This window comes from Nocardioides panacihumi, from assembly GCF_039530925.1.
GTDB lineage: Bacteria > Actinomycetota > Actinomycetes > Propionibacteriales > Nocardioidaceae > Nocardioides > Nocardioides panacihumi.
Genome location: NZ_BAAAPB010000003.1, coordinates 298188 through 306737 on the forward strand (window position 1 = coordinate 298188; position 8550 = coordinate 306737).

Genomic DNA, 8550 nt, shown 5'->3' on the forward strand with positions numbered 1-8550 from the left:
TGCTCGTGCTTCACGGTCACGCGGGGGTCGGGGCGGTCGTGAGGGGCTCCGGCTGCACTTCGGCCGGACCGGGGGCACCTCGTCGGCGCAGCACGAGCTTGATGAGCTCCTCGACGACGACGAGCGAGGCGGCGAGGCCGATGCAGATGCACCACTGGGCGAACGACAGTGCGGCGGTGTCGAAGATGCGCTGCAGGAAGCCGAGTGCCGTGACCGCGACGATCGCCAGCAGTGCGATGCCGTAGCGCCGCAGCTGCGTCATGGCCGGGACGGCGTCGCGGTCGAAGATGGTGTTCGTCTGGTCGCGGCACAGGAGCGCGCCGGCCAGGTGGAACAGCGACAGGCAGGTCAGCAGCATCGTGGCGGCGATCAACGCGCCGTCCTGCGAGTCGCCGATCTGGTAGGCGACGAGGGCGCCGATGGTCATCACGGCCCCTTGCGCGCAGAGCCTGACCCAGTTGCCGGTGGTGAGCACGGGCGCGCCGTACGGCCGCGGTGGCCGGCTCATCAGGCCCTTCGCAGGCACGTCGAACCCGAGGGCGATCGCCAGCGGCACGTCCACGACCATGTTCAGCCAGAGGATCTGCAGCGGTCCGAGAGGTGCCCCGTCGGCGATCCCGACGATCCCGGCTCCGATGAAGATGGCGATGTAGGCCACCAGGGTCGACATCTGGAAGCGCAGGTACTTCAGCAGGTTGTCGTACAGGGTGCGGCCGTACGACACGGCGCTCACGATCGTCGCGAAGTTGTCGTCGGTGAGGATCATGACGGCGGCCTCCTTGGAGACCTCCGTGCCGGTGATGCCCATCGCGACACCGATGTCCGCGGACTTCAGCGCCGGTGCGTCGTTGACGCCGTCGCCGGTCATCGCGACGACGTCGCCCTTCCCCTGCAGCGTCCGGACCAGGCGGACCTTGTCCTCGGGCGCGACCCGCGCCACGACGCCGATGTGGTCGATCTCCTCGCGCAGCTGCTCGTCGCTCATCGCGGCGAACTCGGCACCGGTCACGGCCCGTCCCTCGATGCCCAGCTCGGTCGCGATGGCGGCGGCGGTGGCCGCGTGGTCGCCGGTGATCATGCGGACCCGGATGCCCGCCTTGCGACACTCGGCGATCGCGGCCTTGGCCTCGGCCCGCGGTGGGTCGACGATGCCGACCATCGCCAGGAGGGTGAGGTCGCTGACCAGGTCGAACGGTCGTTCGGCGGCGGCCCAGGTCGCGGGGTCGAGGTCACGCTGCGCGACCACCATGACGCGCTCGCCCGCGTTGGCGATGCGGTCGTTGGCCTCCAGCGCGAGGTGCCGGTTGGCGTCGGTGACCGGTGTCAGCGTGCCGTCGGGCTCCCGGATGGTCGCCGCGCGCGCGATGAGGACGTCGGGCGCGCCCTTGACGTAGCACCGCACGACCGGCCGGCCCGCCTCGTCGGTCATCTCGTGGAACGTCGCCATGAACTTGTAGTCGGAGTCGAACGGGACCTCGCCGACGCGGGGGAGCGCGGCTCGGGTGTCCCCGATGTCCAGGCCGCCCTTGGCGCCGAGCACGATGAGGGCGCCCTCGGTGGGGTCGCCGATGAGGCCCTCGCCGTCGAGCACCGCGTCCGCGCAGAGCACCATCGGCAGCAGGTAGGGGTCGAGGTCGAAGCGCTCCCCGCCGACGTGGGTGATCTCGCCGGTCGTGCTGTAGCCCTCGCCCGAGATGGAGTAGCGGTGGTGGCCCGGGATCACGAGCTCGCGGGCCGTCATCTTGTTGAGGGTCAGCGTGCCGGTCTTGTCCGAGCAGATCGCCGAGGTCGATCCCAGCGTCTCGACCGCGGGCAGTCGCTTGACGATCGCGTTGCGGCGGGCGATCTCGCGCGTGCCCATCGACAGCAGGGCCGTGACGACGGCGGGCAGCCCGGTCGGGATCGCCGCCACCGCGAGGGCGACGCCGGTGACGAAGAGCGTGTCGAACGACTGACCGCGGGCCAGTCCGAGCAGCACCACCAGCACCAGCGCGAGGGCCGCGATCGCGGCGATGATCCGGGACAGGGCGTCCAGCTGCTTCTGCAGAGGCGTCTTGCCGGTCTCGGTCTTGGAGAGCATGTCGGCGATGTGGCCGATCTCGGTGCCCATCCCCGTCGAGGTCACGATCAGCTCGCCGCGCCCGCGGGTGACGGAGGTGTTCATGTACGCCATGCAGGTGCGATCGCCGAGGGGGACCTCCTCGCCGAGGACCGGGTCGACCGACTTGGCGACCGGCAGGCTCTCCCCGGTCAGCGCGGCCTCCTCGATCTCCAGGCCGGCCGCGACGCACACGCGAGCGTCCGCGGGGACCCGGTTGCCCGCCTCCACCAGCACGATGTCGCCGGGCACCAGCTGCTCGGCGTCGATCTCGACGGCCTGGCCGTCACGGCGTACGCGTGCGACGGTCCGCATCATCTGGGCGAGCGCCTTGACGCTCTCCTCGGCCTTCGCCTCCTGACGCAGTCCGATCACCGCGTTGAAGACGGTCAGTCCCGCGAGGACCACCGTCGTCCCGGTGTCGCCCGTCACGATCTGGTTGACGGCCGCTGCGACGAGCAGCACGAGCTGCATGAAGTCCTCGTACTGGCGCAGGAACGCACGCCAGCCCGGCTCCTGCGCTCCCTGGGCGAGCTGGTTGGGTCCGGACGAGGAGAGCCGCGACTGCGCCTCCGCGGCCGAGAGGCCCTGTGCCGGGTCGACGCCGAAGGCGCTCGCGACGGCCGCGGCGTCCACCGCGACCGGGTTGACGGTATCTCCTGGCGGTGTGCCGAGGTCGGCGTTGCGGGTGGTCATCGGCGGCTCCCGTCGTCGGGCGGCGCCCGTGTGGGCTGTCGCAGTGCGTTCCTACGCATCGTCGGACGGCAGCGGGTGGTTCGACCCCACCCGTCCGGGGGTGGTGCGTGCGGGGTGGGGTCGGTGCGACGGTCGGGGTCGAGGTTGATTCGTGGACCGACGTCGGAAGGACGAGTGATGACCGATCAGATCGGAAAGGTCGAGCAGACCGAGCAGGACCAGGACGACTACCTCGTCGGGCCGATCGACTTTCTCGCCGTCGAGTTCCCGGGGGCGAGACTGAACGGCGAGGGCCTCAACGCGCTGATGGACCTGGTGGAGCGCGGGATCATCCGCATCCTCGACCTGAGCGTCGTCAAGGTCGACGGGGACGGCACCGTGACGGCCGTCGAGCTCACCGACCTCGACGGGGACGGAACCCTCGACCTGACGATGTTCGCGGGCGTCCGGTCCGGTCTCCTCGACGAGGAGGACGTGGCTGCGAGCGCCACGCTCGCCGAGCCCGGCAACGCCGTCGCCGTGCTGCTCTACGAGAACACCTGGGCGGGGCCGTTCGTCGCCGCGTTGAGGAAGGCCGGCGCCGACGTGGTCGCCAGCGGCCGGATCCCGGCGGCGGACGTGATCGCGATGCTGGACGAGCTCGAGGGGTCAGAGGGCTGACCAGGACGTGTGTGACGTGCAGGACAGGTAACGAGGAGGAGCAATGGGACTCATCGGCGGGATGGCGAGGACCGCGGTCGTCGCGGGCACCGCGACGGCCGTGTCGAACCGCGTGTCTCGGCGCCAGGCCGGGCGCTGGGCGGCTCAGGACATGCAACAGCAGCAGGCGTACGAAGCGCCGCCACCGCAGCAGTACGCGCCACCGCCACCGCCACCGCCGCCGGCCCCGGCGGCCGGCGTCGACACCGACGACCTGATCGCGCAGCTGGAGAAGCTGGGTCGACTCCGTGACAGCGGCGTGCTGAGTGAGGCGGAGTTCGAGGTCCAGAAGGCCCGTCTGCTGGCCGGGTGACGTCCACGACACCGGGCCGGCCGCGCTGCTCGGACATCGCCATGTCCGAGCAGCGTGTGGGTGCCTAGCCGCGGGGGAGCAGTCGCATGCGACGCGCCCCGTCGACGGCTTGCGATCGCGACTCGACGCCGAGCTTGCGATAGATCGCGCGCAGGTGGAACTTGAGCGTGTTCTGCGAGACGTAGAGCTCCGAGGCGATCTCGCCGATGGTCAGGCGGCTCGGCAGCAGGCGCAGCACCTCGCGCTCGCGGTCCGTCAGGTCCTCGATCGGCCGTTGGGCGTCGTGCCCGGTCCACGTCGGCACCAGCGCGTGGCGCAGGCGGTCCATCCAGGTGTCGGGCACGCGCCAGGCGGCGAGCTCGATGAGCTCCATGACGGGCGCTCCCTCCGCGGCCACGGTGCGCAGCATCGCGTGCCGGGCTGCGAGGTCGAGCGTGCCGACGACCGCCTCCGCTGCGGCGCTCCGGTCCCGCGGGGCGAGTGCCTGGGCGAGCAGCAGGCCTGAGACCACCCGGTGGCGGACGCACCGGGGCTCGGCCCGGCGTACGGCGTGCTCGGCGTCGTCGCTCCTGCCCCGCGCCAGGTCGATCTTCGCGGTGGACACGGGGCCCCAGAAGGTGTCGGTCACATGGGCCGCCCAGCGAGCGGCTGTCGTCGGGTCGTCCATGGCGAGCGCCAGGTCCACGCCGGCGCGCGCGACCAGGCCGCAGGGCGGCGAGTCGGGAGCCGCGTCGGACTCGGCCGCGCCGGGTGAGGCGGATGCCAGCCGCGCGTACAGGCGGTCGCTCTCGTCGAGCTGCGCGGAGGCTGCCTCCATCTCTCCGGCGCTCATCCGCAGGCGCACCAGCTCGAGCTGGGCGACGAGCTGCAGCACGGGATCCGGGTACGTCGACGTGGTGGCGAGGTCCTCCAACAAGGTCCGCGCGGACGCGCGATGGTCCAGCTCGCGGTCGATGATCGCGTCGGCCAGTGCGAGCGTGAGGCGCAGCGACTCGTGGCGGCCAGAGCCTGCGACGTCCCGCGCACTGTCGGCGACGCGCTTGGCGTCCAGGGGGCTGCCGGCGAGCGCGAGCCCGACCGCCCTCGCGCCCTCGAAGGACCATCGGCTCGCCGGGTCCTTGAGGCAGGCGGCCCAGGCCTGGCCGACGACCGGGTGCCGGTCGTCCCATCCCTCGTCGAGCGCGATGCCGCAGGTGATCATGCGCCACGAGAAGCGGCTGACGGGATCGCCGGCAGCGAGGTCCGCCGGCTCGTTCGCGCGGCGTGCCTGGGACGCGGCGCGCTCCCAGTCGGCGCGCAGCCAGGAGGACGTCGCGCGCAGAGTCCTCAACCCGGAGGGCGACGGCTCGGCGAGCGACGCGGCCGCGGACTCCGCCACGGACAGCACGTCGAGGAAGGCGGGTCCGCCCGCCGCCAGGTGGCACCAGGCGAAGCGGGTCGCGTCGTCCGGGTCACGCGAGGCGACGTCGGCAGGGATCTGCGCGAGGGCGTCGACGACCCGGGCCGAGCGGCCCGCGTCCATCAGCGGCAGCGCGAGGTCGGAGAGCACCCGCAGCGCATCGGCCGGGCGCTCGGCCGCCAGCCAGTGGTCCAGGGCGGCGACATCGTCGCCCAGGCTCTCGAACCACTGCGCGGCGCGTGCGTGCTTCTTCCTGAGGCCGTCGGGGGAGCGCCTCTGGAGGCGGGTGAGGAGCGTGTCCCGGACCAGGCTGTGCACCTCGAACCAGCCGCCCTGCAACGCGGTCAGGAACAGCCCGGCCGCATCGGCCTCCTCCAGCAGATCGCCCGCGTCGGGGCGTTCCGTCAACGCCTCGGCGAGGCCGTAGTTGATCCGTCCCACGACGGCGGCGGAGTGCAGCAGCCCGACGAGCTCGGGCCGCTCGGACTGGAGCACCTCCTCCCAGAGGTACTCGTCGATCAACCTCTCGCCGAGGTAGTCGTCGATCGGCGCATCCCCGCCGGCGTACTGGGAGCGACGTGAGGGACGTGCCGATGACATCGGTGGTACGGACGGGGTCGCCGTCGCGCGGTGCGACCGGATCGCGAGCGCCGTCAGCTGGAGTGCCGCCGCCCAGCCGTTCGCGCGCTCGACGGCCGCGACCAGCTCGTCGTCCCGGAGCTCGGGGCACAGGCGGGTCAACAGCAGCGCCGCCTCCTCCTCCGAGAACCGCAGCGTGCCGAAGCTGATGTCGGCGAGCTCGCCGCTGGCCCGCAGACGGTCGACACGGAGCGGCGGGCGTCGACGGCTGAGAAGCAGCAGGTGGAGGCCCGGGGGCCGACCCTCGACCAGCGACGTGAGGACCGCCCGCGCCGCGTCGTCGTCGCCCACCCGGTCGACGTTGTCCACGACCAGGGTCATCGGCGACGTGTGTCCGTTGGACGCGGACAGACGCGCGAGGGTGGCCGACACGTCGTCGCCGGGGCGCAGGTGCCTGCTCCCGTCGGTCCTCCCCGGTGCGAGCACGTCCAGAGCGGTGACGAGCGAGGATCGCAGCTCGGTCACGCTCCGTTCGGCGGCGTCGAGGGCGAGCCACGCGCAGGGCCTGCCCGAACGGCTGACCCAGTCAGCGGCCAGCACGGTCTTCCCGGAGCCGGCGGGCGCCACGATCGCTGCGATCGGATACTCGGTGAGCTCGTCGAGGAGGGCCGCGAGTCGAGGGCGCGGGACGAGGTGCCGTGGCGGACTGGGCGGACGTAGCTTCGCGCGGAAGAAGGGTGTGTCCAGCCGTCCGCGACGGCTCGTCGACGGGACCGCGTCCGTGATTGCGGACATGGGCCCACGCTCACCCGTGTCCACCGTGGTCACTACACCCGTTACCGGTGATGTTGAGGGGTCCTGCCCGGTCCGCGGGCTGCGGCTGGGACCGCCGTCGGGCGACTCACTAGGCTGGGCGGCGGCATCACCGCGAGAACCCTGTGACTGGAAGGCCTGTCGTGCCCATCGACCCGACCCTGCTGGAAGACCTCGAGTGGCGCGGCCTCGTCGCCCACTCCACGGACCGCGACGCGCTCGCCGACGCGCTCGCCGGCGGGAGCGTCAGGTTCTACGTCGGGTTCGACCCCACGGCGCCGAGCCTGCACATGGGCAACCTGCTGCAGATCGTGACGGCGATGCGGCTCCAACGCGCCGGCCACACGCCGTACGCGCTGGTCGGCGGCGCCACCGGCATGATCGGCGACCCGCGTGACTCGGGGGAGCGCACCCTGAACTCACTCGACACCGTCAAGGAATGGGTGGAGCGCGTACGCCGCCAGATCGAGCCGTTCCTCTCGTTCGAGGGCGAGAACGCCGCGACGATGGTGAACAACCACGACTGGACCGCCGAGATGTCCGTCATCGACTTCCTGCGCGACATCGGCAAGCACTTCCCGGTCAACCGGATGCTCGCGCGGGAGACGGTGAGGCGACGCCTGGAGACCGGCATCAGCTACACCGAGTTCTCCTACGTGCTGCTGCAGTCGATGGACTTCCTCAACCTCTACCGCGACCGCGGCGTCACCCTGCAGTTCGGCGGGTCGGACCAGTGGGGCAACCTCACCAGCGGCGTCGAGCTCATCCGGCGCGCGGACGGCGGCACCGCACACGCTTTCGCGACGCCGCTGGTCACCAAGGCGGACGGCACCAAGTACGGCAAGACCGAAGGGGGAGCCCTGTGGCTCGACCCGGAGATGATGTCGCCGTACGCGTTCTACCAGTTCTGGCTCAACGTCGAGGACGAGAAGGTCGGCGAGCTGTTGCGCGTCTTCACCTTCCTGCCCCGCGCCGAGATCGAGGAGCTGGAGGCGACCCACGCCGAGAAGCCGTTCCTGCGCGCCGCACAGCGGGCACTCGCCGAGCACGTGACGACGCTGGTCCACGGCGGGGAGGAGACCCGCCAGGCCCGGGACGCCGCCGCGGCGCTCTTCGGCGGCGGGGATCTCACCAGCTTGAGCACGACGACGCTGGCTGCGGCATTGCGCGAGGCCGGCGCGGTGACGATGACTCGAGGTGAGTCGCTGCCCGCGGTGGTTGACCTTCTCGTCGACTCGGGGTTGGCCTCCAGCCGCGGCGACGCCCGCCGCACGATCGGCGAGGGCGGCGCCTACCTCAACAACGTCCGGATCCAGGATGCCGAAGCCGTGCTCGCGGAGCCGGACCTCCTCGGTGGGTCGTGGGTCGTGCTTCGGAGGGGGAAGAAGCGCTTCGCGGGCGTCGAGCTCGTCTGAACGTGCCCTCTGAGGGCTCGTCTCGACTGCGGAACTGGGCTCTGACCAGGCGAAACGATGCGGGCGCTGCGTCGATTTGTGTGCCGCCGCCGAGTCCTCTAATCTTCTCCGAGTCGCCAACGGAGCGGCGGGCAGCAAGATCGCGAGATCGGGCTGCCGGCCCCGAGGCGGCCACCTCCACAACACTCCTCCTGGGTGACGTGTGCGCGCATCAGCGGCCACGGAGTCCGGTCAACGGTGCTGCGGAAGTGGGAGAGGGATAAAGCGCCGATTAGGCGCCGGATAACTCTCCGGGCTAAAGTGTGAATCACTGAAGCGGAAAGCGAAAAGCGCCGAATTGACAAGGCGCCGGAGCGAGAAGCTAAAGTAGGAAACACCGAAAGCCGGAACGGGAAACACCGAATTGACTCGGTGCGAAACGATCCGATAAAGTAGGGCAAGCCCCGCAGGGGAGAGCGACAAGCTCGAACCACGGTGCGCGTGTGATTCTTGAGAACTCAACAGTGTGTCATAGTCGACGAATTAGTTTGTTATGCCC

General features: G+C 71.0%; 5 protein-coding genes. 3 read left to right on the forward strand and 2 right to left on the reverse strand.

Annotation, left to right across the window (positions count from 1 at the left end; genetic code table 11):
- Nucleotides 1-16: 16 nt before the first annotated feature.
- On the reverse strand, nucleotides 17-2794 hold the full coding sequence (locus tag ABD205_RS16035; protein ID WP_344046430.1) for a cation-translocating P-type ATPase: 2778 nt from the start codon (nucleotides 2792-2794) through the stop codon (nucleotides 17-19).
- 177 nt (nucleotides 2795-2971) lie between these two features.
- Between ABD205_RS16035 and ABD205_RS16040 the strand changes: the two genes are divergently transcribed.
- Both ABD205_RS16040 and ABD205_RS16045 read left to right on the forward strand, forming a co-directional pair.
- A complete protein-coding gene (locus ABD205_RS16040; protein WP_344046433.1) occupies nucleotides 2972-3454 on the forward strand; it encodes a DUF6325 family protein in 483 nt (160 codons plus the stop codon).
- A 43-nt stretch (nucleotides 3455-3497) separates the two neighbouring features.
- Nucleotides 3498-3806, forward strand: coding sequence for an SHOCT domain-containing protein (locus ABD205_RS16045; protein WP_344046436.1), 309 nt, complete (start codon nucleotides 3498-3500; stop codon nucleotides 3804-3806).
- Between the two features lie 64 nt (nucleotides 3807-3870).
- Here the strand turns inward: ABD205_RS16045 and ABD205_RS16050 are convergent, their stop codons facing one another.
- On the reverse strand, nucleotides 3871-6579 hold the full coding sequence (locus ABD205_RS16050) for a winged helix-turn-helix domain-containing protein (protein ID WP_344046438.1): 2709 nt from the start codon (nucleotides 6577-6579) through the stop codon (nucleotides 3871-3873).
- A gap of 161 nt (nucleotides 6580-6740) precedes the next feature.
- Here ABD205_RS16050 and tyrS point away from each other — a divergent pair, with 161 nt between their 5' ends.
- Nucleotides 6741-8012, forward strand: coding sequence for a tyrosine--tRNA ligase (gene tyrS / locus ABD205_RS16055; RefSeq protein ID WP_344046440.1), 1272 nt, complete (start codon nucleotides 6741-6743; stop codon nucleotides 8010-8012).
- Nucleotides 8013-8550 lie beyond the last annotated feature (538 nt).

Bases quoted from the DNA above. Each gene is read 5' to 3' on its own strand.
- ABD205_RS16035 (WP_344046430.1), bottom strand. From the start codon at position 2,794: ATGACCACCCGCAACGCCGACCTCGGCACACCGCCAGGAGATACCGTC.
- ABD205_RS16040 (WP_344046433.1), top strand. From the start codon at position 2,972: ATGACCGATCAGATCGGAAAGGTCGAGCAGACCGAGCAGGACCAGGAC.
- ABD205_RS16045 (WP_344046436.1), top strand. From the start codon at position 3,498: ATGGGACTCATCGGCGGGATGGCGAGGACCGCGGTCGTCGCGGGCACC.
- ABD205_RS16050 (WP_344046438.1), bottom strand. From the start codon at position 6,579: ATGTCCGCAATCACGGACGCGGTCCCGTCGACGAGCCGTCGCGGACGG.